The following is a 24,542-nucleotide window of genomic DNA, read 5'->3' on the forward strand; positions in this document are numbered from 1 at the left end:
TCCTACCCCTGCTGTCCCCCCGCCGGCCGCTCCCCCGCCCCCGCCGGGAACGGACCGCGCCGATGCGCGCGCAGATCCGCCCCGCCGCCTTCGCGCACCAGCACCGCCGCCGTCACACCGACGGCGAGCAGGAGCACCACGGACGGTGCCGGACCCGGGTCGACCGGGGAGAACACCGGCGCGGCGATCACGCCCGGGCCGAAGCCGACGGAGACCTGGAGCACCGCTCCGACGCCGAGCGTGAGGGAGAGCAGGGCGAACTCCCCTCCGGTCATGCCCACGCGGACCGCGCCTCCAGCGGGAAGTGGCACAGGGCGCTGTGTGCGTCGTCCGCGCCCTCGGACTCCCGGGCGACGGCGGGCGGCGGCTGGGTGGCGCAGGTGTCCTCGGCGCGCCAGCACCGGGTGCGGAAGCGGCAGCCGGACGGGATGTCGAAGGGCGAGGGGATCTCGCCCTTGAGCTGGATCTCCTGGTCGTCGGTGGTGCGGGAGGTGTCCAGGGTCGGCGCCGCCGACATCAGCGCGGCCGTGTAGGGGTGCCGCGGCCGTTCGAAGACGTCGTCGGTCCCGCCGTGTTCGACGACCTTGCCCAGGTACATCACCGTGACCCGGTCGGCGATGTACCGCACCACGGACAGGTCGTGGGAGATGAACACGTACGCGACCCCGAGGCGCGCCTGGAGTTCCGAGAGCACGTTGAGGACCTGGGCCTGCACCGACAGGTCCAGGGCGGACACCGGCTCGTCGCACACGATGAGGTCGGGGTCCAGGGCGAGCGCGCGGGCGATGCCGATGCGCTGGCGCTGTCCGCCGGAGAACTCGTTGGGGAAGCGGTGGGCGTCGCTGTCCCGCAGCCCGACCAGGGACAGCAGTTCACGGATCCGCTTCTCGCGGGCCTTCGCGTCCGGTACGACGTCCCGGTGGGTGCGCCAGGGCTCGCCGATCAGGTCGGCGGCCGACATCCGGGCGTTGAGCGAGGCGAAGGGGTCCTGAAAGACCATCTGGACGCGGCGGCGCCAGTTCAGCAGTTCCCTGCCGCGCAGGGCGAAGGGGTCGACGCCGTCGTAGCGCACCGTGCCCGTGTCGGGCCGTTCCAGGCCGAGCAGCACCCGGGCCAGGGTGGACTTGCCGCAGCCGGACTCGCCGACGAGCCCCAGTGTCTCCCCCCGGCCGAGCCGCAGGTCCACTCCGTCCAGGGCGGTGAGCCGGTGCCGGCCGCTGCCGAAGGTCTTGGTGACGCCGCGGACCTCCAGCAGCGGCGGGTGGCCGTCGGCTCCGCCGGACCGGGACGCGGGGGTGGCGGTGGTGGCAGGGGAGTCAGGCACGGTCGAGCTCCTCGGAGAAGTGGCAGGCGGCCGCGCGTCCGTCGCCGGCGCCGCGCAGGGACGGCCGCTCCCGCAGGCAGCGCTCCCGCACCAGCGGGCAGCGGGCCTGGAAGACGCAGCCGGGCGGCACCGCGCTCAGCTCGGGCGGGCTGCCGGGGACGGCGGGCAGCGGCTGTCCGCGCTCGGCGTCCTCCGGCACGGAGTCGAGCAGCCCGCGGGTGTAGGGGTGACGGGGGGAGGTGAGGACGTCGTGCACCGTTCCCTGTTCCACCACCGTGCCGGCGTACATCACGACCACGTCGTCGGCGCGCTGGGCGACCACGGCCAGGTCGTGGGTGATCAGTACGACGGCCATGTCCCGCTCGTCCTGGAGGTCCCGCAGCAGCCGCATGATCTGCGCCTGCACGGTGACGTCGAGCGCGGTGGTCGGCTCGTCGGCGATGAGGACGTCCGGGTCGAGGGCGACGGCCATGGCGATCAGCAGCCGCTGGCGCATGCCCCCGGAGAACTGGTGCGGATAGGACCTGGCCCGCTGCCTGGGCTCGGGGATGCCCACGCGGGTCATCAGCTCGATCGCCTTCTCCCGGGCCGCGCGCCGGGAGAGTCCGCGGTGGATGCGGAACGGCTCGCCGATCTGCCGGCCGACCGGCTGCACCGGGTTGAGGGCGGTCAGGGCGTCCTGGAAGACGATGGACAGCACGGGGCCGGCCAGCTTGCGGCGTTCGGCCGGGCCGAGCCGCAGGGTGTCCTGGCCCCTGACCCGTACGGCGCCGCCGGTCACGGAGGCCGCGGGGTCGAGGAGTCCGACCACCGACAGCGCGGTCATCGACTTGCCGCAGCCGGACTCGCCCAGCAGGGCGAGGGTGCGGCCGCGGCGGACGCTGAAGCTGACGCCGTCCACGGCGCGTACGGTCCCGGAGGGCGTGCTCAGGTCCACGCACAGCCCCTCGACGTCGAGGGCGGGGTCGGTGGCGGACGGGGCGGGGGCGGATGTGGTCGTCACGGGATCAACTCCGGGGGAACGGCTGCGGAGGCTCCGCGGCGCTTGCGGGGCAGCGTCAGACGCCAGCGCTGGGCGGGGTCGGTGGCCATGCGGGCCCAGGCGGCGAGCACCGTGGCGGACACGGTGGTGACCACGATGGCGAGCCCGGGCAGCACCGTGATCCACCAGGCGGTCTGGAGGTACTGCCGGCCCTGGGCGACCATCAGGCCCCAGCTGACGTCCGGCGGCTGGATGCCGATGCCCAGGAAGCTCAGGGAGGACTCGGTGAGCATCACGAAGCAGAAGTCGAGGGTGGCCACGGTGAGCAGGGTCGGCAGGGCGATCGGCAGGATGTGCCGGTGGATGATGTGCCGGGCGGGGGTGCCGAAGGTGCGGGCCGCGTCGACGAACAGCCGGCTGCGCAGCTCGGCCGCCTCCGCACGGGAGGTGCGCAGGTACACCGGGATGCGGGCCACGGCGAGGATCAGCACGATGTTCAGCGCGGAGGGTGAGAAGACGTAGAGCACGACCACCGCGATGAGCAGGGAGGGGAAGCTGAGGATGACGTCGGCGAGGCGCATCGCCAGGCTCTCCCGGCGCCCCCCGTGGTAGCCGGCCCACAGTCCCAGGGCCGATCCGATGAGGAGGGAGCACAGCACCGCGGGGACGGCCACGGACAGGGTCGTCGCCGCCGCGTCGATCAGGCGGGCCAGCACGCTGCGCCCGAGGACGTCGGTGCCGAGCAGCCCGTACACCCCGTCGCCCAGGGACGGCGGGCGCAGCGAGGCGTCCAGGTCCTGGCGCTGTGCGCGGTCGCCGATGAACAGCCGGCCGAAGAGGGCGACGAGGACGACCAGGGTGAGGACGACGGCTCCGGCGGCCGCGGCGCGGTCCCGGCCGAGCAGCCGCCACCAGCGCGGCGGACGGTCGCCGGCGGGGGCGGTGTCCTTCGCGGGATCGGCGGAGGTCTCTGTTGTGGTCATGCTGTTTCCTTGGCTCACGCCGGTACCGCCTGACGGACTCGGGGGTCGGTCAGCGCGTGGCAGACGTCGACCAGGATGTTCAGCGCGAAGATGGTCACCGCGGTGAGCAGCACGGCCGCCTGGAGGACCGCGAAGTCGCGCTGCAGGATGGAGTCGATCATGAGCTTGCCGATGCCGGGCCAGCCGAAGATCGTCTCCACGATCACGGCGCCGTTGACCAGGCCCACCGTCAGGTCGCCGGCGACGGTCAGCACGGGCGTCACCGCGTTGCGCAGGGCGTGCCCGAAGATCACCCGGCGGGGTGTGGCGCCCTTGCTGCGGGCGATCCTGACGTAGGGCGCGGAGAGCGCGGAGACCATGCTGCCGCGCACCACCTGGACCAGCACGCCGAACGGGCGGATCAGCAGGGTGGCGACGGGCAGGACCCAGACCTCGGGCCCGCCCAGGGTGCCCGAGGTGGGCAGCCAGGCGAGGCTCACGCCGAAGACCAGGACGCCCATGACCGCGAACCAGAAGTCGGGGATGCTGGCGGCGGTCATCGACAGCAGGCTGGCGACCCGGTCGGCCGGGGAGTTGGGCCGGTGGGCGGCCAGGCTGCCGATCAGCACCGCTCCGGTGATAGCCAGCAGCATGGTGACGCCGGCGAGCTGGAGGGTGACCGGGAAGGCGTCCAGGACCATCGAGGTCGAGGACTCGCCGGTCCTGAGCGAGGTGCCGAAGTCCAGGTGCGCGGCGTCGACGAGGTAGTTCCACAGCTGTGCCGGGACGGAGAGGTCGAAGCCCTGCGCGGCGGAGAACTCCGCGCGCTGCTCGGCGGTGGCGCTCAGCGGGAGGTAGAGGTCGACCGGGTTGCCGGTCATCCGGGCCAGGAAGAACACGCCCAGCACCACGCACACGAGGGGGACGGCGCTGGAGAGGATGCGTTTGCGCAGAAAAGGAACCATGTCAGTGCTTCGCCTTCGCCGGGCTGACCTCTGCCAGCCGCATCTCGTCGCCGGTGGCGGAGTCCGGCTCGTACCGGATCGACCGTGACAGGCCGAGCAGTCCGCTCATGTGGGCCAGGTGGGTGTACTGGACGACCGTCTTGTTCTGGTCGGCGAGCAGATCGGCGAAGGCCTTCTGCCGCTCCTCGCCGGAGAGCGCGCCCGCCTCGTCGATGCGCCGGTCGAGCTCCTCGGTGCCGAAGGCGGACTGGGGTCCGTCGCTCAGCAGGTACTGGCTGGTGGTGAAGGCCGCGTCACCGGCCTGGTTGCCGTGCATGATCAGCAGGGCGATGGGGCCCACGCCCTCGGGCAGCGGCCGGAGCTGGTACTGGAGCTGGGTGGCGGTGTCCGCCATGCGGACCTTGACGTTCAGCCCGATCCGCCGCATCTGGTACTGGAGGGCCTCCGCGGTCTCGGACACCCCGGCGAACATGCCGTTGCGTGCTACCAGGGTGATCTGCCGGTCCACCGGCACGCCGTCGGCCTCGGCCTCCTCGATCAGGGCCTTGGCCCGGGCCACGTTCTGCCGGGTCGGCTCGATGTCGTCGTCGTGTCCGACCACTCCGGGCGGGACCAGCTGGCCGGCCGGTTCGGCGAGGCCGCCGAGCAGGGCGCCGATGATGCCCTCGCGGTCCACGGCCAGGTCGACGGCCCGGCGCACCCGGATGTCGTCGAGCGGTGCCTCGCGGCCGTCCAGCCGCAGCGCGGTCGTCTCGTTGTTGGGGTAGGACGCGGTCGTGTCCTTCTCCGCCTCGGCGGGGTCGAGGGCGACCGCTATCTCCGCCTCCCCCTTGTCGATCATCGCGGCCCGGACGCTCGCGTCGCTCCGCCAGACGTAGCGGGCGCGGGGGAAGTCCGGGGCCTCGCCCCAGTAGCCGTCGTGGCGGTTCAGGGAGATGGCCGCTCCGGGCTGCCAGGAGCCGACGGCGTAGGGGCCGGTGCCGACGGGGATGCGGACCTTGGCGTCGGCGTCGGTGGTGCGCGGCACGATCTCCACGAAGCTCAGGCGCAGCGGCAGGATCGGGTCGGGCCGCTCGGTGGTGACGGTCAGCCGGGTGTCGCTCACCGCCCTCACCTCCAGGTCCTCGTCGCCGAAGACATAGCCCTCGACGTTGCAGGCGAGGTCGGAGTTGACCGCCCGGTCGATGGAGAAGGCGGCGTCCTCGGCGGTGAACGGCTCGCCGTTCTGGAAGGTCACCCCGGTGCGCACGTCGAAGTCCCAGGTGCGCTCGCCGGTCCGTTTCCAGCCCGTGGCGAGCAGCGGGTGCAGTTCGCCGGAGTCCGGGTCCCGTTCGACGAGGGGCTCGGTGATGTTGGACCGGACGACGACGCCGGTGCCGGTCAGTGAGGCCTCGCAGGGTTCCAGGGTCGGGGGCTCCTGGGTGAGCACCACCCGCAGCGTGCGGCCGTCGGCACGTCCGGCGTCACCGGCGGCGCTGCCCGCCACGGCGCAGCCGCCGGACAGCAGCACCGTGCCCGCCAGGAGCGTCGCGGTCGCCGCGCGGCGCCGCGTTCGCCGGGCGGACGGGCGGCCCAACCGGGCGGGTGGGCGGGGGAATTCGGAGAACTTCATCGTCGGCTTGTCTCCGGTGAGTGCGGATGTGTCGCGTTCCACGTACGGGCGACTGCGAGGAGCTGTCTACACTGACGTACCCGGTCCGCATCTGTGAACGCCGAAGCTAAACCGGCACCGTGGCAGCGTCAAGAGATGCGCGGCAACGGATCCGCCGCACCGCTCCCGCACCCCGGCCGTCCGCGCCGCGCCGCGCACCCGGAGCCCCTCGACGACGACAGGAGAACACATGCCCATTCCCGGCACCACGACCGACATCACTCCCGGCGCCCCGACCCGGCCGGCCACCGTGCTCCAGGTGTCACCCCTGCTCCCGAGCCTGGAGCGGGCCCTGGCCGGCCGCTACCGCACGGTGCGCCTGCACGAACTGCCCGATCCGGCCGCGTACCTGCGCGACCACGGCGGCGACGTGGCGGCCGCCGTGACCAGCGCGCGGTTCGGGGTCGGCGACGACCTGATGGACGCGCTGCCGCGGCTGGGCGCGATCGTCCACTTCGGCGTCGGCCACGAGACCACGGACGTGGCCCGCGCCCGGGCGCGCGGCATCGACGTCGGCAACACCCCGGACGTGCTGACCGACTGCGTGGCCGACCTCGCCGTGGGCGCGCTGATCGACTCCATGCGCCGGCTGTCGGCCGCCGACCGGTACGTGCGCGGCGGAGGGTGGAGCGCGGCGCCGTTCCCACTGGCCGCCCGGGTGAGCGGGAAGCGGGTCGGCATCCTCGGCCTCGGCCGCATCGGCCGGGCCGTCGCGCGACGGCTGGAGGGGTTCGGCACGGAGGTGTCGTACTGCTCGCGGGTCCCGGTGGCGGACGTGCCGTACCGGCACCTGCCCACCGCGCAGGCGCTGGCCGCCGCGTGCGACGCGCTCGTCGTCACCGTCGCGGGCGGCGCGGACACCGAAGGGCTGGTGTCGGCGGCGGTGCTGGAGGCGCTCGGGCCCGAGGGCCACCTGGTGAACGTCGCGCGGGGCAGCGTCGTCGACGAGTCCGCCCTGGTCGCGGCGGTGGCGGCGGGGCGGATCGCGGGCGCGGCGCTGGACGTCTTCGCCGACGAGCCGAACGTCCCGCGGGCGCTCCTGGAATCGGACCGCGTCGTGCTGCTCCCCCACATCGCCAGCGCGACCAGGGAGACCCGCGAGGCCATGGGCGACCTGGTGCTGCGCAATGTGGAGCGGTTCATGACCGAGGGCGTCCTGCTCACCCCGGTACCGGGGTGAGCCCATTGACACCGCCGCTCATGCTGTCTACAAATGAGAACGCCGACTACATATGAGGATGGCATGCATGGTACGGACCTCAGAGCGGATCGCCGGCGTCACCGTGACCCCCGTGGCCTTCCGGGACCACCCCCTGCTGAACACGGTCGGGGTGCACGAGCCCTACGCGCTGCGCACCGTCGTGGAGATCACCACGGAGGGCGGCGTCAGCGGCGTCGGCGAGACCTACGGCGGCACGGTGCACCTCCAGCGGCTGCGCCGCGCCGCCGACGAGCTGGTCGGCATGGACGTGTGGAGCCTCAACGACCTGATCGCCCGCACCACCCGCTCCCTGGGCCCCGACACCACGGGCGGCGACGGCATGTCCGGCATGGTCACGGGCAGCAGCACCGTGGACCGGGTCGTGTCGCCGTTCGACGTCGCCTGCCTCGACATCCAGGGCAAGCTCGTGGGCCGGCCGGTCAGCGACCTGCTGGGCGGAGCGGTGCGCGACTCGGTCCCCTACAGCGCGTACCTCTTCTACAAGTGGGCCGGGCACCCGGGCCAGGAGGACGACGACTGGGGCGCCGCGCTCGACCCGGCGGGGCTGGTCGAGCAGGCCCGCCGCATGATCGGCACCTACGGCTTCACCTCCATAAAGCTCAAGGGCGGTGTCTTCCCTCCCGACGAGGAGATCGCCGCGATCAGGGCGCTGCGCGAGGCGTTCCCCGGCCTCCCCCTGCGCCTGGACCCCAACGCCGCCTGGAGCACGGAGACCTCGCTGCGCGTCGCCCGGGAGCTGGAAGGCGTCCTGCAGTACCTGGAGGACCCGACCGAGGGCATCGACGGCATGGCCGCCGTGGCCGGCCGGACGCCCACACCGCTGGCGACCAACATGTGCGTCGTGTCGTTCGACGACCTCGCCCCGGCCGTGGCGAAGGGAGCGGTCGGCATCGTCCTGTCCGACCACCACTTCTGGGGCGGTCTGCGGCGCTGCGGCCGGCTCGCCTCGATCTGCGAGACCTTCGGGCTCGGCATGTCGATGCACTCCAACTCGCACCTGGGCATCAGCCTCGCGGCGATGACCCACCTCGCCGCCGCGACACCTCGGCTGACGTACGCCTGTGACACGCACTGGCCCTGGAAGCGGCCGGACGAGGACGTGATCGACCCCACGCCCCTGACGTTCCACGAGGGACGCCTCGCCGTCCCGACGGCCCCGGGACTCGGCGTGGAGCTGGACCGGGACGCCCTGGCCCGGCTGCACCGGCAGTACCTCGACTGCGGGCTGCGCGACCGCGACGACACCGGTTACATGCGCCGCTTCGAGCCCTCCTTCCCCACCAAGACCCCCAGGTGGTGAGCGGCTCGTGCGCATCCTGCTCAACCACCGCATCCTGAGCCGTTTCCACGACCGGCTCAAGGCCTCCACCCAGGGCGAACACGAGTGGCTGGAAGTCTTCGACCGGGAGCCGGCACGGCTCTCCGAGGCCATCGCCGACGCCGACGTCTACGTCGGTTCCACGCTGCGGGCGCAGGACGCGCGCCGCGCCGGACGACTGCGGCTCGTCCACGTCGTCGGCGCCGGCTACGACGGCATCCCGCTGGACGCGCTCCGTCCCGGGGTCACGGTCGCCACCACCCACCATCACGGCCGTTCCATCGCCGAGCACGTGCTGATGTCGGTCCTGATGCTCTCCCGGGACGTCCTGGGAGCCGACCGGGCGCTGCGCGCCGGACGCTGGCGCAACGTGGCGGTCGATCCCACGCTGCCCTTCGGGACCACGCTGGCGGGCCGCCGGATGGGCATCGTCGGTTTCGGCGAGACCGGCACCGAGGTCGCCCGGCTGTGCCAGGCGGTCGGCCTGCGGATCCGCGCCGTACGGCGTGACCCCCGCGCGCCGGTCCCCGCCGATCTGCGGCCCGACTGGATCGGCGGCGACGACCGCCTGCCCGAGCTGCTCGCCGACTCCGACATCGTGGTGGTCACCGTCCCCCTGACCGCCGCCACCGAAGGGCTGATCGGCCCGTCCGAACTGGCGGCCATGGGCCCCGAGGCCCTGCTGGTCAACGTGGCCCGGGGACCGGTGGTGCGGGAGGAGGCGCTCTACGAGGCGCTGAGCTCGGGCACCATCGCCGGCGCCGCGCTGGACGTGTGGTGGTCCGCTCCGCCCGACGCGCCGAGCCGGCTGCCCTTCCACGAGCTGCCGAACGTCCTGATGACCCCGCACCACTCGGGCCACACGGCCGACACCTTCGCCGCCCGCGCGACGGAGATCGCCGCCAACATCGACCGGCTGGAGCGAGGCGACCCGCTCGGCAACGTGGTCCGCGGTCCGGCGGCAGCCGGCAGCGTCGCCGCGGCCGATGGAAGCGACACCGCACGGCCCCCGTCCCCCGCCCCCGCCGTCCCTCACGAGTGAGTAGGAAACCACCCATGCTCGAAGGCGTTCTCTTCTTCCCCGTCACCCCGTTCACCGCGACCGGTGACGTCGACCTCGACGCCCTGCGCCGGCACATCGCGGCCGGGGTCGACGCCGGCCCCGGCGGAGTCTTCGTCGCCTGCGGCACCGGCGAGTTCCACGCCCTGGACCTCGAGGAGTTCACCGCGGCCGTGCGCACCGCCGTCGACGCGGCGGGAGGACGCGTCCCGGTGTACGCCGGGGCCGGCGGCTCCCTCGGCCTGGCCCGGCGGTTCGCGCGGGCCGCGGCCGAGGCCGGTGCGGACGGACTGCTGCTCATGCCGCCCTACCTGGTCACGGCGCCCGCCGACGGGCTCGTCGCCTACACCCGCGAGGTCGCCGGGGAGACCGGTCTGCCGCTGATCGTTTACAACCGGGCGAACGCGCGCTTCGACGAGCGCTCGGCGGCGGAGGTCGCCCAGGTGCCCCACGTCGCGGGCTTCAAGGACGGAACCGGGGACCTCGACCTGCTGGCCCGGATCATCCCCGCCGTGCGCGAGGTGCTCGACGGGACCGGCAAGCGGTTCCAGTTCTTCAACGGCATGCCCACCGCCGAGGCCAGCCAGCTCGCGTACCGGGCACTGGGGGTGGAGCTGTACTCGTCGGCCGCCTTCGCCTTCGCGCCCGATGTCTCCCTCGCCTTCCACCGCGCGGTGGAGGAGGGGGACCACAAGCGGGTCGACGCGCTACAGCGCGCCTTCTTCCACCCCCTGGTGCGGCTGCGCCAGCGGGTCCCGGGCTACGCGGTGGCGCTGGTGAAGGCCGGAGTCACCCTGGGGGGTCTGGAGGCCGGGCCGGTGCGGCCGCCGCTGACGTCCCTGGCCCCCCGGGAGGTCGAGGAACTGGCGGCCATCATCGCCGAGGGCCGCGCCGTGCTCGCCTCCTGAGCGGCGCGCGGACGCCCGCCAGGGGTCCCCGGGCGACCGGGGCCCCTGGTGACCTGCGCCGGCTCAGCCGGCCGCGGGCAGGCCCAGGAGGACGTCGGTGTACTTCAGGACGGCCAGCAGCAGTCCGATGACGCCGAGCGAGACGCCCGCCCAGGCGACCGACTTGGTCCAGGGTGCCTGGACCGTCCGGCCGGGCGTCCCGAACGCGGGCCGCGCCAGCACCACCGCGCCCACGATCAGCGCGGTCAGCGCGAACAGGCCGCCCCACAGCGCGCTGGTCTGCCAGGCGTCGCCGTACACCTCCTTGACCTGGGTGGCGACGCCCGCGTCCGCGGACGTCCCCAGCTGTCCCACGAGGGTCTCGCGCGCGGCGGCCACCGTGCCGAGCCAGCTGCCGGTGAGGGAGACGACGCCGAGGGCCGCGGAGACGACCGCGGCGGCGCCCTGCCCGACACCGGACGCGTTCTCCGCCCGCTCGCCCTCCTCGGCCCCGGGCGCTTCCTCCGTTCCCGGCTCCGTTCCGGTGCCGCCGGTGGACCCGGCGGCTTCCGCCGCGGTCCCGTCGTGCTCGAATCCGGTCCCGGTCTTGTTCGCGTTCGCGGTCCCGGCACCGGTCTCGGTTTCGGTTCCGGCGCCGGTCTCGTCCACTGTCCTGGTTCCCATGCCCCGCACCGTACGGACGCTGTCTGAGAGTCCGCTTAACGACCGTTGTGCGCCCGCCACTCCGGGGCGAGGACGGACCAGACCTCGAGATCGTGCCGTACGCCGTGGTGGAGGTGGGCCTCGCGCCGCACCCCGTCCCGGGTCATGCCGAGCCGGCGGGCGACGTCGATGCTCGGCACGTTGCCGGCCGCGGCGACCCACTCGACGCGGTGGATGCCGCGCTGCTCGACCGCCCAGTCGATCAGCACCCGCATCGCGCGGGTGACGAGCCCGCGCCCCGTGGCGGCGGGCTCCAGCCAGCAGCCGACCTCGCAGGTGCCGTTGGCGGCGTCGAAGTTCAGGGTGAGGACCCCGCCGACCAGCGTGCCGTCCAGCCACAGCCCGTGCAGCGAGCCCGTGTCCGCCGCACGCCGGTCGGCGTACCGCTGGAGCACCTCGCGGGCCCCGGAGACGTCCGTCGCCTTGGACGCGAAGGGGACGTACCGGTTGACGAACTCCCGGCCCCGGTCCAGGTGGGCGAGGAACTCCCCGGCGTGCCAGGGCTCCAGGGGGCGCAGTTCGGCTCCGTCGTCACCCAGTCGTATCGCGTACATCCCGCTGCCGCTCCTCGCTCACCAGCACATCCGCCACCTCGGCGTCCGTGGCCGCGGCCAGCCTCTCATGTGCGGCACGGCACTCGGGCGGCTCGATGCTGATCCGCGGCAGGATCCGGTCCAGGGAGCGCGGCAGCCACCAGTTGGCGCCGCCGAGCAGGTGCATGAGGGCGGGGACGAGCAGGGTGCGCAGCACGAAGGCGTCCAGCGCGACGGCCGCGGCGAGCGCGATGCCGAACATGGCTATCACCCGGTCACCGGTGAGGACGAAGGCGAGGAAGACCGAGATCATGATCACCGCGGCGGAGTTGATCACCCGGCTGGTCTCGGCGAGGCCGACGCGGACGGCGCGCCGGTTGTCGCCGGTCTCCAGCCACTCCTCGTACATCCGGCTCACCAGGAAGACCTGGTAGTCCATGGACAGCCCGAAGAGGACCGAGACCATGATCACGGGCAGGAAGGGCTCGACGGGGCCCGCCCGGCCGAGGCCGAGCAGTTCGCTGCCCCAGCCCCACTGGAAGATCGCCACGACGACGCCGAAGGCGGCGGCGACGGCGGCCACGTTCATCACGGCGGCCTTCAGCGGGATGCCCACGGACCGGAAGGCCAGCAGGAGCAGCAGACAGCCCAGACCGATCACGACGCCGACGAAGACCGGCAGCTTGTCCACGATGACGTCGGCGAAGTCGTCGTAGCCGGCCGTGACGCCGCCGACCTGCACGTCGAGCGAGGTGCCCGACTCGGCCCGGGGCAGTACGTCGGAGCGCAGCCGGTCGACCAGGTCGCTGGTCTGCTTCGACTGCGGGGACGACTCCGGTACGACGGTGAGGTACGCGGTGTCGCCGCCCGTGCCGTAGGTCACCGGGGTCGCCGAGGCCACGCCGTCGGTCTGGCGCAGGGTGGCGTCGAGGTTGTCCAGGGCGAGCCGGTCCTCGGCGCCGTCGACCTCGGTGACGAGGGTGAGGGGGCCGTTCACCCCGGGGCCGAAGCCCTCGGCGAGGAGGTCGTAGGCCTGGCGGGTGGTGGACGCCTCGGGGTCGTTGCCCTGGTCGGAGGTGCCCAGGTGGAGGGAGAGGGTGGGCAGCGCGAGGACGGCCATGACGACCACCGCGACCGCGCCGAGCAGCTTGGGATGGCGCTCGACGAAGGCCGACCAGCGGGCGGCGAACCCGGTCGGCAGCTCCGGTTCGGGCCCGTGCTCGGCCAGCCGGCGCCGCTCCCGGCGGCTGAGCGCGCGCGGACCGATGAACGACAGCAGGGCGGGCAGCAGGGTGACGGAGGCGGCGACGGTCAGCACCACGGTGAGCGAGGCGGCGACGGCGACGCCGTTGAGGAAGGTCAGCCGGAGTACCAGCATGCCCAGCAGGGCGATGCACACGGTGGCGCCCGCGAACACCACCGCGCGTCCGGTGGTGGCGACGGCGTCGGTGACGGCCTCGGTGACGGTGAGGCCGCGCTTCAGTCCGCGCCGGTGCCGGGTGACGATGAACAGCGCGTAGTCGATGCCGACGCCGAGCCCGATCAGCATGCCGAGCATGGGCGCGAAGTCGGCGACCGTCATCACGTGCCCGAGCAGCACGATCCCGGCGTAGGCGGTGCCGACGCCGACCAGGGCGGTGGCTATGGGCAGCAACGAGGCGGCGAGCGAACCGAAGGCGAGGAAGAGGACGACGGCGGCGACCAGCACACCGACGATCTCGGCGAGGTGCCCGCCGGAGGACTCGCCGAGCTCGACGGCGCTGCCGCCCAGCTCGATCCGGAGTCCGTCGGCCTCCGCGGCCTCGGCCGTCCGCACGACGGCGGCCGCCTCGCCCGCGTCGATGTCCCGGGCCGGGTCGTCGAAGGTGACCGTGGCGTAGGCGGTGCGGCCGTCCGCGCTGACCCGTCCCGCGCCCCGGTCGTCGTACGGGCCGTTCACGGCGGCCACACCGGGCAGGTCCTCGATCCGGTCCAGGGCGCGGGTCATGGTCTGTTCGACACCGGTGTCCCGGACGCTGCCGGACGAGGTGTGCCAGACCACGGTGTCGCTGTCGCCGCCGAGGTCCGGGAAGCCCTCCCGCAGCAGCTGGGTGGCCCGCCCCGACTCGGTACCGGGCACCTGGTAGTCGTTCGAGTAGGCGGAACCGGCGGCGAAGGCGCCCGCCACGATCCCGCCGAAGGTGATGAGCCACAGCAGAACGGTGATCGGACGGCGTTGGACACACCAGCGTGCGAGGGCTGCCACGAACGTGCTCCCGGAGGGACTGAGTGCGGATCTTTGACCGGGAACCGTCCTGCATCGACCGAACAGCCCGCAAAGAACATATGAGCAGTGCACTGCCACTGTCGCAGGCAAAAGTGATCGTTTGTCGCTTTCGTGCGTTTAGTCACATTGCCGTGAAGCACCTCCCCGCACGGCCGGCCGGACCGGTCCCCGCCCGGGGGCCGGAAACCCGGATGCGGGGCCGCGCGACCGGCTGTTACCGTCCGTCGGTCCGACGTCCCGCGGCAGCCCGCCGCCCCGGCCGAAGCAGGTGCTGTGATGACGGTCCGCCCGGCCTCCGACACCATCCCCTCCCCCTCGCACGGACCCCAGGAGCCCTTTCGCCGATGTCGGACATCGCCCCGAACACCCCGCACGACGACCTCGCTGGCCGTCTCACCCTGCCCCGGTACCCGCGCAGCAGCGCCTACGACGCCCGCTGGACCGTCGAGAACGCGATGGGCCCGCACGCCCTGTGGCTGCTGGAATGGCTCGCCCCGGCCCTCGGCCTCGACACCCTGCGCCCCGGCGCCCGCGTGCTCGACCTGGGCTGCGGACGCGCCATGACGTCCGTCTTCCTGGCCAGGGAGTACGACGTCCAGGTCACCGCGGCCGACCTGTGGATCAAGCCGGACGACAACGCGCGCCGCATCGCCGGGGCGGGCGTCGCCGACCGGGTGCTGCCGGTCCTCGCCGAGGCGCACGACCTGCCCTTCGGCGAGGAGAGCTTCGACGCGATCGTCTCCATCGACGCGTACCAGTACTTCGGCACCGACGACCTGTACCTGCCCGTGCTGACCCGGCTGCTCAGGCCGGGCGGGCGGATCGGCGTCGTCGTCCCGGCGGTCCGCGAGGAGATCGGCGGCACCGAGCCGCCGGAGCACTTGCGGCCCTTCTGGGAACCGGCGTTCTGGTGCTTCCACTCCCCCGCCTGGTGGCGCCGCCACTGGATCCGCAGCGGGTCCGTGGAGGTCGAGACGGCCGACTGGCTCACCGACGGCTGGCGCGAGTGGCTGCTGTGGTGCGACGTCGTCGCCGAGGAGAGCACGGAGGAGTTCCCCGTGCGGTCGAGCCGGGAGAACGCGCGGATGCTGCGCGCGGACCGGGGCCGCACGCTGGGCTTCGCCCGCGTGGTGGGCCGGCGGCCCTGACCCCGCCGGCGTGAAAGAGGGGGACGCGTCCGGGACGCGTCCCCCTCCTCATGCCGCCGTGCCGGGATCAGCCCTCCGCGACGCCCAGCCTCTGCAGGATCAGCTCCTTCACGCGGGCCGCGTCCGCCTGGCCGCGCGTGGCCTTCATGACCGCGCCGACCAGCGCGCCGGCCGCCGCGACCTTCCCGCCGCGGATCTTGTCCGCGACGGCCGGGTTGCCGGCGATGGCCTCGTCCACGGCCGTGGTGAGCGCGCCCTCGTCGGAGACGACCTTCAGACCGCGCTTGTCGACGACCTCGTCCGGGGTGCCCTCGCCGGCGAGGACGCCCTCGATGACCTGGCGGGCCAGCTTGTCGTTGAGGTCGCCGGAGGCCACCAGCGCGGTGACCCGGGCGACCTGCTCCGGAGTGATCGCCAGCTCGTCGAGCGTCCTGCCGGACTCGTTGGCGCTGCGGGCCAGCTCGCCCATCCACCACTTGCGGGCGGAGGCCGCGTCGGCACCGGCGTCGATCGTGGCGACGATCAGGTCCAGGGCACCGGCGTTGAGGATCGCCTGCATGTCGGTGCCGGAGACGCCCCACTCCTCGCGGAGCCGGTTGCGGCGCACCAGCGGCAGCTCGGGCAGCGAGGAACGGATCTCCTCGACCCACTCGCGGGAGGGGGCCACCGGCACCAGGTCGGGCTCCGGGAAGTACCGGTAGTCCTCGGCCTCCTCCTTCACCCGGCCCGAGGTCGTGGACCCCGTGTCCTCGTGGAAGTGCCGGGTCTCCTGGACGATCGTGCCGCCGTCGTTCAGCACGGCCGCGTGCCGCTGGATCTCGAAGCGGGCGGCGCGCTCGACGGAGCGCAGCGAGTTGACGTTCTTGGTCTCGCTGCGGGTGCCGAACGTGTCGGCGCCCTTCGGCATCAGCGACAGGTTCACGTCGCAGCGCATCTGGCCCATCTCCATGCGGGCCTCGGACACGCCGAGCGCCCGGATGAGCTCGCGCAGCTCACGGACGTAGGCCCGGGCGACCTCGGGGGCGCGCTCGCCGGCGCCCACGATGGGCTTGGTGACGATCTCGATGAGCGGGATGCCGGCGCGGTTGTAGTCCAGCAGGGAGTGGGACGCGCCGTGGATACGGCCGGTGGCGCCGCCGACGTGCGTCGACTTGCCGGTGTCCTCCTCCATGTGGGCGCGCTCGATCTCCACGCGGAAGGTCTCGCCGTCCTCCAGCTGCACGTCGAGGTAGCCGTCGAAGGCGATCGGCTCGTCGTACTGGGAGGTCTGGAAGTTCTTCGGCATGTCCGGATAGAAGTAGTTCTTCCGGGCGAAGCGGCACCACTCGGCGATCTCGCAGTTCAGCGCGAGGCCGATCCTGATGGCGGACTCGACGCCGGTCGCGTTGACGACCGGCAGCGCGCCGGGCAGGCCGAGGCAGACCGGGCAGGTCTGGGTGTTCGGGTCGGCGCCGAGGGTGGTCGAGCAGCCGCAGAACATCTTGGTGCGGGTGCCGAGTTCGACATGGACCTCGAGGCCCATGACGGGGTCGTACGACGCGAGTGCGTCCTCGTACGACACCAGGTCGGTCGTGGTGGTCACGGTGAAACTTCCCTCTCAGCCCAGCAGGACGTCGTCGTCGCCCAGCCGCTTCAGCTCGCGGTAGAGGATGGCGAGGCCGGTGACGATCGCGGCGGCGGACACGGTGGCGTCGATCAGGACCAGGGTGTCCTTCTCCAGCCGGGCCTTCTTGAGCCGCTTGGCGACGCCGACGGCGCCGAACGCGGTGGCGGCCATGGACAGGTACGTACCGGACCTGGACTTCTTGAAGCCCTTGGCCTTGGTCAGTGCACTCACAGCGACGGAGCCTCCTCGAGCAACGGGTGGCCCCACTTTTCCACGAAGGCGGCCTCGACGGCGGCACCCACCTTGTAGAGGCGGTCGTCCTTCATGACCGGGGCGATGATCTGCAGTCCGACCGGCAGGTTGTCCTCGGGCGCGAGGCCGCAGGGCAGCGACATGGCCGCGTTGCCGGCCAGGTTGGTCGGGATGGTGCACAGGTCGGCGAGGTACATCGCCATCGGGTCGTCGGCGCGCTCGCCGATCGGGAAGGCGGTGGTGGGGGTCGTCGGGGAGACGATCACGTCGACCTGCTCGAACGCCGTGTCGAAGTCCTGCTTGATCAGCGTGCGGACCTTCTGGGCGCTGCCGTAGTAGGCGTCGTAGTAGCCGCTCGACAGGGCGTACGTGCCGAGCATGACGCGGCGCTTGACCTCGGGACCGAAGCCGGCCTCGCGGGTCAGCGAGGTGACCTCCTCGGCGGAGTGCGAGCCGTCGTCGCCGCTCCGCAGGCCGTAGCGCAGGCCGTCGAAGCGGGCGAGGTTGGAGGAGCACTCGGAGGGGGCGATCAGGTAGTACGCCGACAGGGCGAGGTCGAAGGACGGGCAGTCCAGTTCGACGATCTCGGCGCCCAGCTCCCTCAGCAGCTCGACGGACTCGTCGAAGCGCTGGATGACGCCGGCCTGGTAGCCCTCGCCGCGGAACTGCCTGACCACGCCGACGCGCATGCCGGCGACCGAGCCGTTGCGGGCGGCCTCGACGACCGGCGGGACCGGGGCGTCGACGGAGGTGGAGTCCATCGGGTCGTGACCGGCGATCACCTCGTGCAGCAGGGCCGCGTCCAGGACCGTACGGGCGCAGGGGCCGCCCTGGTCGAGGGAGGAGGAGAACGCCACCATGCCGTAGCGGGAGACGGCCCCGTACGTCGGCTTCACGCCGACGGTGCCGGTGACGGCGGCCGGCTGGCGGATGGAACCGCCGGTGTCGGTGCCGATGGCGAGCGGCGCCATGTGCGCGGCCAGCGCGGCGGAGGAACCGCCGCCGGAGCCGCCGGGGATCCTGGTGAGGTCCCACGGGTTGCCGGTCGGCCCGTACGCGCTGTTCTCGGTGCTGGACCCCATGGCGAACTCGTCCATGTTGGTCTTGCCGAGGATGACGACGTCGGCGGCCTTCAGCCGCCGGGTGAGCGTCGCGTCGTACGGCGGGATCCAGCCCTCGAGGATCCTGGAGCCGACGGTGGTCGGGATGCCCTCGGTGGTGAAGATGTCCTTGAGCGCGAGGGGGACGCCGGCCAGCGGGCCGAGCTTCTCGCCGCGCTCCCGCTTCTCGTCGACGGCGCGCGCCTGGGCCAGGGCGCCCTCGCGGTCGACGTGCAGGAAGGCGTGCACCTTCTCGTCGACGGCCTCGATGCGGGCGAGGTGGGCCTCGGTGACCTCGACGGCCGTGAGCTCGCCGGAGGCGATCCTCGCGGCGGTCTCGGCGGCGGTGAGCCTGATGATGTCCGTCATGGCGGCTTACTCCTCCCCCAGGATCTGCGGCACCTTGAAACGCTGCTGCTCGTGGGCCGGGGCGCCGGAGAGCGCCTGCCCGGGGGTGAGCGAGGGACGGACCTCGTCCGGCCGCATGACGTTCGTCAGCGGGAGCGGGTGCGAGGTCGGCGGTACGTCTTGGTCGGCGACCTCGCTGACGCGGGCGACCGCGCCGATGATGTCGTCCAGCTGTCCCGCGAAGTGGTCGAGCTCTTCGGGCTTCAGCTCCAGACGCGCCAGCCGGGCGAGGTGGGCGACCTCCTCGCGCGTGATGCCAGGCATGCAGCGATCCTCTGGGGTGAGTGTGTGTGGTTTGGCCCAATCCTAGGGGGCCGGAGGGCGTGCCCGTGAAACGGTCCGGGTCGGGCCGTGCGCGTCAGCCGATCCGTCCCGTGTCGTCCCCCGCCGCGGCGGGCAGGGCGGCCGCCGGGCGCTGCCAGCCGCAGGAGCCGCGGGCGAGGAGCCAGGCCGTGGTCTCGTCGGGGGGCATGGCGGCGGCGACCAGCCAGCCCTGGACCGCGTCGCAGCCGAGGTCGCGCAGGCGCTCCCAGGTCTCGTCGTCCTCCACGCCCTCGGCGACGACGAGCAGTCCGAGCGAGTGGGCCAGGTCGACGGTGCAGCGCACGATCTCGGCGTCCTCGGTGTCGATGGCCAGCCGGGCCACGAAGGAGCGGTCGATCTTCAGTTCGCTGACCGGCAGCCGCCGCAGGTGCACCAGCGAGGAGTAGCCGGTGCCGAAGTCGTCCAGGGACATCTTGACGCCGTGCCCGGTCAGCGCGTTGAGGGTGTCGGCGGCACGCCCCGGGTCCTCCAGGAGGACGTGTTCGGTGATCTCCAGCTGGAGTGCTCCCGCCGGGACGCCGTGCCGGGCCAGCCGCGCCGCGACGGAGCCGGCGAACCCCGGGGTGTGGACGTCGCGCGGGGAGACGTTGACGGCGACCGGGACGAACAGGCCCTGCGCGCGCCACCGGGCGACCTGGCCGAGCGCGCTCTCCAGCACGTACTCGGTGAGGTGGGGCATCAGCCCGGAGGACTCGGCGATCGCTATGAACTCGTCCGGCGGCACCTTGCCCCGCTCGGGGTGCACCCACCGCACCAGGGCCTCCAGGCCCGCGACCTGACCGTCGAAGCGGACCTTGGGCTGGTAGTGCAGCTCGACCTCGCCGGCGTCCAGCGCCCGGCGCAGATCGCCCAGCAGCCCGAGCCGGTCGGGGGTGTTGGAGTCGCGCTTGACCTCGTAGGCCTCGACGCCCGTGCGGTCCCGCTTGGCCTGGTACATCGCCACGTCCGCCCGCCGCAGCAGTCCCTCCGCGTCGACCGCGTGGTCCGGGAAGACGGCGACCCCCGCACTCGCCTCCAGGACGAGGGTGAGCCCGTCGAGGTCGAGCGGGGAGCTGAGGGCGGCGACCAGGGAGCGGGCGACGCGGGTCGCGGAGGTCGTGGAGTCGGCGACGGGCAGTAACACGGCGAACTCGTCACCGCCGAGCCGCGCGGCCTCCGCCCCGCGCGGCAGGGCCAGTCTCAGCCGGTCGGCTATCTGCAGCAGCAGCCGGTCACCGGCGAGGTGGCCGAGGGTGTCGTTGACCGAGCGGAAGCGGTCCAGGTCGATCAGCATCAGGGCGGCGCGGGCGCCGATGCGCTCGGCGTCGTCCAGCGCGGTCCAGATGCGCTCCAGCAGCCACTGCCGGTTGGGCAGTCCGGTGAGCGGGTCGCGCAGCTGCTCCTCCGCCCGCGCGCGGGCTATCCACAGGGTGGAGTCGAGGGCGATCAGCGGGATGGCGAACAGCGGCAGCAGCACCGGCTTGGCGTCGGCGACCACACAGATCAAGGGGGCTATGCCGAGCAGGGCGACCGCCATCAGGCCCTGCCGGACCAGGGCGGTGCGGGCCACCGTGGGCAGTCCGGCGCGCGGGGTGTGCAGATACCAGAGCAGGGTGCGGGTGACCGCGAGGTAGACGGCGGCCACGAGCACCACCCCGGGGGCGGTGTACGGGGTCCAGTCGTCCGGGGTCGAGGGCGACTCGACGGACGGTACGGAGCCGAAGGCCGCCAGCACCAGGGCGCCGGCTCCGATGCCGAGCAGATCGACCGCGCCGTGCAGCACGCCCTGCCGCCAGCGGCCCCGCCGGGCCACGCCGACCAGCACGACGACGGTGAGGCTGACCATGCCGGCCGGGACCCAGCCGTAGAACAGCAGCACGGCGAGGGTGAGGGCGGCGCCCGAACCGGTGCCGCCCCACCAGCGGGAGCGGCCGAGCATCACCAGATGGCCGACGACGATCCCGGTCAGGAGGGCCAGGGACCAGCCGACGGTGCCGGACGGGAAGAGCGCGTGCCCTCCGGTGAACGCCCGCAGGAATCCGGCGCCCAGCACGAACGCCGCCGCCCCGACGACCGCCGTGGGCAACGCGGGCCAGGACGGGTGCCGTTCGGTGTCCGCCGCGGACAGGGCGGCGCCGTGCACGGCGGCCGGTCGTCCGGCGCGCACGTCCGCGGCGCCCGACCCGGTGCGTGACCGCGCGCCGGGTCGCCCCGCGGGCCGCGCGTCCTCCCGGCCGCGCCGCCATGCGACCGCCATGCGGCGCAGGCGCAGCGGTGAGCCCGGCGCGGCGCTCTCGGTCGGTTCCATTCCCGTCCCTCTCACGGCCGGCGGTGCCCGCGCCACGCGGCCCGATGCCCGACAACCCTCAACGGCTCCGCGGTGGAGAGCCCTTTCCCGCACCCTTCGCGAGTACGGGGTCGCCCCGACCGCAACTGGGCACGGCAGGCGCACATCTCAACAGTAGGCCGCACAGGGCCCGTACGGGCCCCGGTCGCCGACGGTTGCCCGAATGCGCCCCAGCCACCCGTATGCATCTGGTATGCGCCGATCGGGTGGCCTTCAACCGCTACTCCTCGGCCGAAAGGGCGACTTCGGCGGCGGCCCCCGGCCCTTGTTCCAGCAGGACGGTGAAGCCGTCCTCGTTCAAAACCGGCACCTTCGCCTGCATCGCCTTGTCATACTTTGACCCGGGATTGTCACCCACGACGACGAACGACGTCTTCTTGGACACCGATCCGGTCACCTTCGCCCCCCGGCTCTGCAGCGCCTCTTTCGCGCCATCACGGGTGAAGTGCTCGAGCGTTCCGGTCACCACCACGGTGAGCCCTTCGAGCGGACGCGGGCCCTCGTCCTCGCCGGAGGCCTCGTCCTCCATGCGGACGCCGGCCGCCTTCCACTTCCGGATGATCTCGCGGTGCCAGTCCTCGGCGAACCACTCCTTGAGCGAGGCGGCGATGACGGGGCCGACGCCGTCGGTGTTGGCGAGCTCGCTCTCGTCGGCCTGCTCGATGCGGTCGATGGAGCGGAACTCGCGGGCCAGGGCCTCGGCGGCGACGGGGCCGACGTGGCGGATGGAGAGCCCGTTGAGGAAGCGGGCGAGCGGGCGGCCCTTGGCGGCCTCGACGTTGCGCAGCAGGGCCAGCGCGTTCTTCTTCGGCTCGCCCTGCTGGTTGGCGAAGACCGTGGCGATCTTCTCCTCGCCGGTCTTCGGATCGCGCTTGGGCAGTCCGCTGTCCGGGTCGAGGACGTACGCCTTGATGGGCAGCAGCTTCTCGACGGTGAGGTCGAACAGGTCGCCCTCGTCGGCCAGCGGCGGGTCGGCGGGCTCCAGCGGCCGGGTCAGCGCGGCCGCGGCGACATCGCCGAAGTGCTCGATGTCCAGGCACTCCCGGCCCGCGAGGTAGGAGACGCGGCCGCGCAACTGCGCCGGGCAGGTACGGGCGTTGGGACAGCGCAGGTCGATGTCGCCCTCCTTCATGGGGCGCAGCGCGGTCCCGCACTCGGGGCACTGCGAGGGCATCACGAAGGGGCGCACCTCGTCCTCGTCGCGCAGGTCGATGACCGGTCCGAGGATCTCCGGGATGACGTCGCCCGCCTTGCGCAGCACCACGGTGTCCCCGATGAGCACGTTCTTGGCCTTGACGACCTCCTGGTTGTGCAGGGTGGCGAACTCCACCTCCGAGCCGGCCACCGTGACCGGTTCGACCTGGGCGTAGGGGGTGACGCGGCCGGTGCGGCCGACGGCCACCTTGATGTCGATCAGCTTGGTGTTGACCTCCTCCGGCGCGTACTTGTAGGCGATCGCCCAGCGCGGCGCGCGTGCGGTGGTGCCGAGCCGGCCCTGGAGGCGGATCTCGTCGAGTTTGACGACCACGCCGTCGATCTCGTGCGCCACGGAGTGGCGGTGCTCGCCGTAGTGCGCGATGAACGCGCGGACTCCGTCGAGGCCGTCGACGACCCGGTTGTGCGTGGAGGTGGGCAGGCCCCACTCGGCCAGCAGGTCGTAGGCCTGGGACAGGCGGGTCATGCCCTCGTAGCCCTCCAGGGCACCGATGCCGTGCACCACCATGTGCAGCGGCCGGGTCGCGGTGACCCGCGGGTCCTTCTGGCGCAGGGAACCGGCCGCCGCGTTGCGCGGGTTGGCGAACGGCTTGTCACCGGCACCGACCAGACGGGCGTTCAGCTCCTCGAACTTCTCCATCGGGAAATAGACCTCGCCGCGGATCTCGACGAGGTCGGGAACGCGGTCGCCCCCGAGGCGGTCGGGGATCTCCGCGATGGTGCGGACGTTGGGCGTGATGTCCTCGCCGGTGCGGCCGTCGCCGCGGGTCGCCGCGCGGACGAGCCGGCCCCGCTCGTAGGTCAGGTTCACGGCGAGGCCGTCGACCTTCAGCTCGCACAGGAAGTGGTACGTCTGCGTGCCCAGCTCGCGGTGGATGCGCTCCGTCCAGGCGGCGAGGTCGTCGTCGTTGAAGGTGTTGTCGAGGGAGAGCATGCGCGAGCGGTGCTCGACGGAGGTGAACTCCGTCGCGTACGTCCCGGCGACCTTCTGGGTCGGCGAGTCCGGTGTGCGCAGCTCCGGGTGCTCGTCCTCCAGCGCCTCCAGTGCCCGCAGCATGGTGTCGAACTCCGCGTCGCTGACGACGGGAGCGTCCTTCACGTAGTACCGGAAGCGGTGCTCCTCGATCTGCTCGGCGAGCCTGGCGTGCTTCTCCCGCGCCTCGGCGGGCACGCCCGTCGTCTCCGCTTGCCTGTCGCCGGCCACCGTGTGTCCTCCCGTTACTCAGGGTTGTCCGCGAGGGATCTCGCCGCCCGGGCGCAGTGGGCGTAGGCACGGCGCGCGTACTCCGGGGAGGCCCCCGCGAGTCCGCACGCCGGGGTGAGCGTGACCGCCTCCGGGAGGAGTCCCGGACGCAGCCCCAGCCTGCGCCACAGCGTCCTGACACCCATGACGCTACCGGCAGGGTCCGACAACGGGCCGTCGGTGCCCGGGACGACGCCGGCGAACAGCCGGGTGCCGTTCTCCACGGCTTCCCCGATCGCCTCGTCGTCACGTTCGGTGAGGAGGGAGAAGTCGAGGGAGATCGCCGCCGCGCCCGCCCGGCGCAGCAGGGCGAACGGCACGTCCGGGGCGCAGGAGTGGACCACGACGGGCCCGCCCTCGTGCACCCCGACGACGTCCCGCAGGGTGGCCTCGGCGATCTGCCGGTCCACGGCGCGATGGGTGCGGTAGCCGCTGGCGGTCCTGACCTCCCCGCGCAGCACCGGGGTGAGGGAGGGTTCGTCGAGCTGGAGGACGAGCCGCGCGCCGGGCACGCGCCGGCGCACCTCGGCGAGGTGCAGGCGCAGGCCCTCGGAGAGGGAGGCGGCGAGGTCGCGGCAGGCGCCGGGGTCGGACAGGGCGGCCTCGCCGTTCCTCAGCTCGAGGGCGGAGGCGAGGGTCCAGGGGCCCACCGCCTGCACCTTCAGCGGCCCTTCGTACTCCTGGGTGAACTCCTCCAGCGCGTCGAGGTCCTCGCCGAGCCAGGAGCGGGCCCGCCTGGTGTCCCGTCCGGGACGGTCCCCGATCCGCCAGCCGCTGGGCTCCACGCGCGCGTACAGCTCGACGAGCATTCCGGCGGTCCGGCCGATCATGTCGGCGCCGGGGCCGCGGGCGGGGAGTTCGGGGAGGTGCGGGAAGTCCTCGAAGCTTCCGGTGACGGTCTTGGCGGCCTCTCGTGCGTCCCCGCCCGGCAGGGATCCGATGCCGGTGGCGGGGCCGAGGCGAAGGTTGTCGTTCACGGGGGAAGCGTACGCAGGTGGGGGCCGGGGGTGCTTCCCGCCCCCGCCGC

At 72.9% G+C, this 24,542-nt stretch carries 21 protein-coding genes; 5 read left to right on the forward strand and 16 right to left on the reverse strand.

Features of this window, described 5'->3' with window-relative positions; genetic code table 11:
• Window positions 1–2: 2 nt before the first annotated feature.
• The 6 genes from ACF07S_RS20695 to ACF07S_RS20720 are packed head-to-tail and all read right to left on the reverse strand — an operon-like array spanning window position 3 to window position 5,845.
• Entirely contained in the window at window positions 3–281 is a 279-nt protein-coding gene (locus ACF07S_RS20695) for a hypothetical protein (RefSeq protein WP_391974746.1), read from the reverse strand.
• A complete protein-coding gene (locus ACF07S_RS20700; protein ID WP_391974747.1) occupies window positions 272–1,324 on the reverse strand; it encodes an ABC transporter ATP-binding protein in 1,053 nt (350 codons plus the stop codon). The genes ACF07S_RS20695 and ACF07S_RS20700 overlap by 10 nt, the downstream gene beginning before the upstream one ends.
• Window positions 1,317–2,327, reverse strand: a complete 1,011-nt coding sequence (locus ACF07S_RS20705) for an ABC transporter ATP-binding protein (RefSeq protein ID WP_391974748.1) — start codon at window positions 2,325–2,327, stop codon at window positions 1,317–1,319. Before ACF07S_RS20705 ends, ACF07S_RS20700 begins: the two co-directional genes overlap by 8 nt.
• Window positions 2,324–3,289, reverse strand: a complete 966-nt coding sequence (locus ACF07S_RS20710) for an ABC transporter permease (RefSeq protein WP_391965397.1) — start codon at window positions 3,287–3,289, stop codon at window positions 2,324–2,326. The genes ACF07S_RS20705 and ACF07S_RS20710 overlap by 4 nt, the downstream gene beginning before the upstream one ends.
• Before the next feature lie 14 nt (window positions 3,290–3,303).
• Window positions 3,304–4,233: an ABC transporter permease gene (locus ACF07S_RS20715; protein ID WP_391974749.1), complete on the reverse strand. Its 930-nt coding sequence runs from the start codon at window positions 4,231–4,233 to the stop codon at window positions 3,304–3,306.
• Between the two features lies 1 nt (window position 4,234).
• The gene (locus tag ACF07S_RS20720) at window positions 4,235–5,845 is read right to left on the reverse strand and encodes an ABC transporter substrate-binding protein (RefSeq protein ID WP_391965395.1); all 1,611 of its coding nucleotides are present in this window, start codon (window positions 5,843–5,845) and stop codon (window positions 4,235–4,237) included.
• A 229-nt stretch (window positions 5,846–6,074) separates the two neighbouring features.
• Between ACF07S_RS20720 and ACF07S_RS20725 the strand changes: the two genes are divergently transcribed.
• From ACF07S_RS20725 to ACF07S_RS20740, 4 genes are all read left to right on the forward strand, one after another.
• Window positions 6,075–7,064 (forward strand): 2-hydroxyacid dehydrogenase, encoded by a 990-nt coding sequence (locus tag ACF07S_RS20725; protein WP_391965394.1) that lies wholly within the window; start codon window positions 6,075–6,077, stop codon window positions 7,062–7,064.
• A 67-nt stretch (window positions 7,065–7,131) separates the two neighbouring features.
• Window positions 7,132–8,406, forward strand: coding sequence for a glucarate dehydratase family protein (locus ACF07S_RS20730; protein WP_391965393.1), 1,275 nt, complete (start codon window positions 7,132–7,134; stop codon window positions 8,404–8,406).
• 7 nt (window positions 8,407–8,413) lie between these two features.
• Window positions 8,414–9,466: a 2-hydroxyacid dehydrogenase gene (locus ACF07S_RS20735; RefSeq protein ID WP_391974750.1), complete on the forward strand. Its 1,053-nt coding sequence runs from the start codon at window positions 8,414–8,416 to the stop codon at window positions 9,464–9,466.
• Between the two features lie 14 nt (window positions 9,467–9,480).
• Window positions 9,481–10,392 carry a 5-dehydro-4-deoxyglucarate dehydratase gene (locus tag ACF07S_RS20740; protein WP_391974751.1) on the forward strand — a complete coding sequence of 304 codons (912 nt, stop codon included), beginning with the start codon at window positions 9,481–9,483 and terminating at the stop codon, window positions 10,390–10,392.
• A gap of 63 nt (window positions 10,393–10,455) precedes the next feature.
• On the opposite strand, the gene ACF07S_RS20745 is transcribed toward ACF07S_RS20740, so the two are convergent.
• From ACF07S_RS20745 to ACF07S_RS20755, 3 genes are read right to left on the reverse strand one after another with little or no spacing between them, the layout of a single operon-like run.
• A complete protein-coding gene (locus ACF07S_RS20745; RefSeq protein ID WP_391974752.1) occupies window positions 10,456–11,055 on the reverse strand; it encodes a hypothetical protein in 600 nt (199 codons plus the stop codon).
• Window positions 11,056–11,090: 35 nt separating this feature from the next.
• Window positions 11,091–11,648 carry a GNAT family N-acetyltransferase gene (locus tag ACF07S_RS20750; RefSeq protein WP_391974753.1) on the reverse strand — a complete coding sequence of 186 codons (558 nt, stop codon included), beginning with the start codon at window positions 11,646–11,648 and terminating at the stop codon, window positions 11,091–11,093.
• On the reverse strand, window positions 11,626–13,872 hold the full coding sequence (locus tag ACF07S_RS20755; RefSeq protein WP_391974754.1) for an MMPL family transporter: 2,247 nt from the start codon (window positions 13,870–13,872) through the stop codon (window positions 11,626–11,628). Before ACF07S_RS20755 ends, ACF07S_RS20750 begins: the two co-directional genes overlap by 23 nt.
• Before the next feature lie 365 nt (window positions 13,873–14,237).
• On the opposite strand from ACF07S_RS20755, the gene ACF07S_RS20760 reads away from it, so the two are divergent.
• Window positions 14,238–15,041 carry an SAM-dependent methyltransferase gene (locus ACF07S_RS20760; protein ID WP_391974755.1) on the forward strand — a complete coding sequence of 268 codons (804 nt, stop codon included), beginning with the start codon at window positions 14,238–14,240 and terminating at the stop codon, window positions 15,039–15,041.
• Window positions 15,042–15,108: 67 nt separating this feature from the next.
• Here the strand turns inward: ACF07S_RS20760 and gatB are convergent, their stop codons facing one another.
• The 7 genes from gatB to ACF07S_RS20795 form a co-directional block, all read right to left on the reverse strand.
• Window positions 15,109–16,623 carry an Asp-tRNA(Asn)/Glu-tRNA(Gln) amidotransferase subunit GatB gene (gene gatB / locus ACF07S_RS20765; protein WP_391965386.1) on the reverse strand — a complete coding sequence of 505 codons (1,515 nt, stop codon included), beginning with the start codon at window positions 16,621–16,623 and terminating at the stop codon, window positions 15,109–15,111.
• A 15-nt stretch (window positions 16,624–16,638) separates the two neighbouring features.
• Window positions 16,639–16,878 carry a hypothetical protein gene (locus tag ACF07S_RS20770; protein WP_391965385.1) on the reverse strand — a complete coding sequence of 80 codons (240 nt, stop codon included), beginning with the start codon at window positions 16,876–16,878 and terminating at the stop codon, window positions 16,639–16,641.
• The gene (gene gatA, locus ACF07S_RS20775; protein ID WP_391965384.1) at window positions 16,875–18,368 is read right to left on the reverse strand and encodes an Asp-tRNA(Asn)/Glu-tRNA(Gln) amidotransferase subunit GatA; all 1,494 of its coding nucleotides are present in this window, start codon (window positions 18,366–18,368) and stop codon (window positions 16,875–16,877) included. Before gatA ends, ACF07S_RS20770 begins: the two co-directional genes overlap by 4 nt.
• 6 nt (window positions 18,369–18,374) lie before the next feature.
• On the reverse strand, window positions 18,375–18,671 hold the full coding sequence (gene gatC / locus ACF07S_RS20780; protein ID WP_391965383.1) for an Asp-tRNA(Asn)/Glu-tRNA(Gln) amidotransferase subunit GatC: 297 nt from the start codon (window positions 18,669–18,671) through the stop codon (window positions 18,375–18,377).
• Between the two features lie 94 nt (window positions 18,672–18,765).
• Window positions 18,766–21,018 carry a putative bifunctional diguanylate cyclase/phosphodiesterase gene (locus ACF07S_RS20785; protein WP_391965382.1) on the reverse strand — a complete coding sequence of 751 codons (2,253 nt, stop codon included), beginning with the start codon at window positions 21,016–21,018 and terminating at the stop codon, window positions 18,766–18,768.
• 259 nt (window positions 21,019–21,277) lie between these two features.
• Entirely contained in the window at window positions 21,278–23,476 is a 2,199-nt protein-coding gene (gene ligA / locus ACF07S_RS20790; protein WP_391965381.1) for an NAD-dependent DNA ligase LigA, read from the reverse strand.
• Between the two features lie 14 nt (window positions 23,477–23,490).
• Window positions 23,491–24,492: a methionine synthase gene (locus tag ACF07S_RS20795; RefSeq protein ID WP_391974756.1), complete on the reverse strand. Its 1,002-nt coding sequence runs from the start codon at window positions 24,490–24,492 to the stop codon at window positions 23,491–23,493.
• Between the last annotated feature and the right edge of the window lie 50 nt (window positions 24,493–24,542).

The sequence above is a fragment of the Streptomyces sp. NPDC016640 genome (assembly GCF_043076215.1).
Classification (GTDB): domain Bacteria; phylum Actinomycetota; class Actinomycetes; order Streptomycetales; family Streptomycetaceae; genus Streptomyces.

Coding starts and splice junctions, on each gene's coding strand:
- ACF07S_RS20710 (WP_391965397.1), bottom strand. CDS start 3,289: ATGACCACAACAGAGACCTCCGCCGATCCCGCGAAGGACACCGCCCCC.
- ACF07S_RS20715 (WP_391974749.1), bottom strand. CDS start 4,233: ATGGTTCCTTTTCTGCGCAAACGCATCCTCTCCAGCGCCGTCCCCCTC.
- ACF07S_RS20720 (WP_391965395.1), bottom strand. CDS start 5,845: ATGAAGTTCTCCGAATTCCCCCGCCCACCCGCCCGGTTGGGCCGCCCG.
- ACF07S_RS20725 (WP_391965394.1), top strand. CDS start 6,075: ATGCCCATTCCCGGCACCACGACCGACATCACTCCCGGCGCCCCGACC.
- ACF07S_RS20730 (WP_391965393.1), top strand. CDS start 7,132: ATGGTACGGACCTCAGAGCGGATCGCCGGCGTCACCGTGACCCCCGTG.
- ACF07S_RS20740 (WP_391974751.1), top strand. CDS start 9,481: ATGCTCGAAGGCGTTCTCTTCTTCCCCGTCACCCCGTTCACCGCGACC.
- ACF07S_RS20745 (WP_391974752.1), bottom strand. CDS start 11,055: ATGGGAACCAGGACAGTGGACGAGACCGGCGCCGGAACCGAAACCGAG.
- ACF07S_RS20750 (WP_391974753.1), bottom strand. CDS start 11,648: ATGTACGCGATACGACTGGGTGACGACGGAGCCGAACTGCGCCCCCTG.
- ACF07S_RS20760 (WP_391974755.1), top strand. CDS start 14,238: ATGTCGGACATCGCCCCGAACACCCCGCACGACGACCTCGCTGGCCGT.
- gatA (WP_391965384.1), bottom strand. CDS start 18,368: ATGACGGACATCATCAGGCTCACCGCCGCCGAGACCGCCGCGAGGATC.
- gatC (WP_391965383.1), bottom strand. CDS start 18,671: ATGCCTGGCATCACGCGCGAGGAGGTCGCCCACCTCGCCCGGCTGGCG.
- ACF07S_RS20785 (WP_391965382.1), bottom strand. CDS start 21,018: ATGGAACCGACCGAGAGCGCCGCGCCGGGCTCACCGCTGCGCCTGCGC.